Source organism: Novosphingobium clariflavum, assembly GCF_026420865.1.
Taxonomy (GTDB): Bacteria; Pseudomonadota; Alphaproteobacteria; order Sphingomonadales; family Sphingomonadaceae; genus Novosphingobium; species Novosphingobium clariflavum.
In genome coordinates this window covers 1-2,305 of sequence record NZ_JAPCWC010000068.1, presented here as the reverse complement: position 1 = coordinate 2,305, position 2,305 = coordinate 1, and the positions used below count along the sequence as shown (strand labels likewise).

At 62.9% G+C, this 2,305-nt stretch carries 2 protein-coding genes; both read right to left on the bottom strand.

What is annotated here, in order from left to right; translation table 11 throughout:
* Nucleotides 1-67: 67 nt before the first annotated feature.
* Entirely contained in the window at nucleotides 68-913 is an 846-nt protein-coding gene (istB, locus tag OKA11_RS24225; RefSeq protein ID WP_267225160.1) for an IS21-like element helper ATPase IstB, read from the bottom strand.
* Nucleotides 910-2,151 (bottom strand): IS21 family transposase, encoded by a 1,242-nt coding sequence (istA, locus tag OKA11_RS24220; protein WP_267225157.1) that lies wholly within the window; start codon nucleotides 2,149-2,151, stop codon nucleotides 910-912. The genes istB and istA overlap by 4 nt, the downstream gene beginning before the upstream one ends.
* Nucleotides 2,152-2,305 lie beyond the last annotated feature (154 nt).

The window sequence follows — 2,305 nt, the reverse complement described above, 5'->3', positions numbered from 1 at the left end:
TGTCAACGCCGACGGAAGAATCCCCAGAAGTGCCGGTTTAAAATTCCCCAGTCTGGGATTTCGGTGATCAGCCGTAACGGTGATCGAGAGTGCGCTCCTTTGGCGGCCTACCGCGCCGGCGAGGCGGGGGTGGAGGTGTGATGGTGGCGATTGTCCTGGTGTGTTCAGGGACGAGATCGGTGTGGGCACGGAGGCGGTAGCTGGCGCCCTCGATCTGGATCACGATGGCGTGGTGCAGCAGGCGATCCAGCAGGGCCGTGGCGACCACGGGATCACCGAAGACTTCGCCCCATTCGGCGAAGCCGCGGTTCGAGGTCAGGATCATCGCGCCCTTTTCGTAGCGTGAGTTAACGAGCTGGAAGAACAGGTTGGCCCCGCCGGGAGTGACCGGCAGGTATCCGATCTCGTCGACGATCAGCAGGCTGTTGCGATTGAAGAAGCGTAACCGCTCCGGCAGTCTCCCGTCACGTTCAGCGCGCACGAGCATGTCGATGACCTCGGCAAGGCTGGCCCTGTAGACCCGCTTTCCGGAGCGGACTGCCTCGACGCCGAGAGCGGTTGCCAGGTGCGACTTGCCCGTTCCGGGCGGGCCAAGCAGATGGACGACCTCGCCGCGCTCAATGAAGTCGAGTTGCGCAAGGGCGATGATCCGGCTTCGATCGAGCGAGGGCTGGAACGAGAAGTCGAAGCCTTCGATCGTCTTCATGGGCACGAGGCGGGAGGTCTTCACGCCCATCGTGAAGCGCCGGCTTTCGCGGTTGCCGTGTTCGTGGGACAGAAGGATGTCGATGGCCTCGAGGGCGGTCATCTCGCCGCGCTCGAGGCAGCGCATGGTATGGTCGAGGGCTTCCAGGGCACGAGGCATTTTGAGGCCGACGAGACTGGCGCGGATACTGTCGATGATTTCGCTCATGGACGTCCCTCCACGCCCGCCAAGCGTTTGCCAACCGCTTCATAGAAGCCGAGGGAACGTCGTCCGATCTCACGTCCCGAGGGAGGTGTGGGCCTTTCCTGCCGGACCTGTGCGAGCCGCCGGTGGGCTGGATCAACGCGCCGTTGGTTGCGCCCGTCGAGGATGGGATGCACCGCGATCAGCTTGCGGTCTTCGAAGATCCTGATTTCGCGCGGATGGTTCTGGACTTCGACCACCCGCTTTCGCGTTGCGTCGGGGACCGAGTAAAGATTGCCGCCGATCGATACCATGCCTTCGTGGCTCACCCGTCGCTCGACGGTCAGGACTGCATTGTAGGCGGACGCCGGCAAGGCCGTCAGTGCCAGCGTTTCCTCGGCGAAGTGCTCGGCGACGATCCGCCGGGTCGTGGCATGGCGGCGAACGTTGGCAACGGTATCAAGCCAGTCGCGGAACTGTGCATTGAGATCGTCGGCATTGCGGAAGGTACGACCGAGGAAGAAGTCCTGCCGGATATAGCGGAAGGGGCGTTCGATTTTGCCCTTCGTCTTTGCGCGATACGGCCGGCATGCGCGCGGCAAGGCGCCATAGTGGTCCAGCAGCGCCACCAGTGACCGGTTGTAGATGACGACGCCCTCGGCGTCCTCGTCGATCACCGCGGTCTTCATGCGATCGTACAGGACCTCGCACGGAGCCCCTCCCATGGCATCGAACGCATCAATGTGGCAGCGCATGACGGTCTGCAGATCCTGGGTCGGGCAAAACCGCCCCCACAGCCATCGGCTGTGCCCCAAGACCATCGAGAACAGCCAGAATACCCTAGCGACCCCAGGCTCCTCGGCAAACTCGACACGGAATTGGGCGAAGTCGACCTGGGCCTGCCTGCCGGCAGGTGTCTCGAAGCGGCGCTCGAACGGTTTGATGCGGGCGGGCCGATTGGCACGCAGATAGTCGGTCACCGCCGTATAGCCGCCGCTGTACCCCATGGCGGCAATCTCCCGCAGCAACCGCTTCCCGGACAAATCCGGGTACAGGGTGATCCGTTCGAGCAGATAGGGTTCGAAGGGGGCCAGCTGTCGCGGTCGCTCCGGGCGGGATTTGTAAACCGGTGGCTTGATGCCCCCGGCCAGTTGCTTGCGCACGGTCTTCCGGTCAAGGCCGGTCTTGCGCGCGATCGCGGACACGGAAAGTCCTTGCCGCCGCAGATCATGGATCATGACAATTTCCTCAAGTCTGACCACTCAGCGCCCTCCCGGCAAACCCGGGCAGCATTGAGCGACATGTGAAGATCGATGCCAATTCGCTCTGGGGTTAACCCCAGAGCGAATTGGCGCTCACCTCAAACTGGGGAATTTTCATTCGGCACTTTTGGGGAGGATACGTCCGGCACCGACA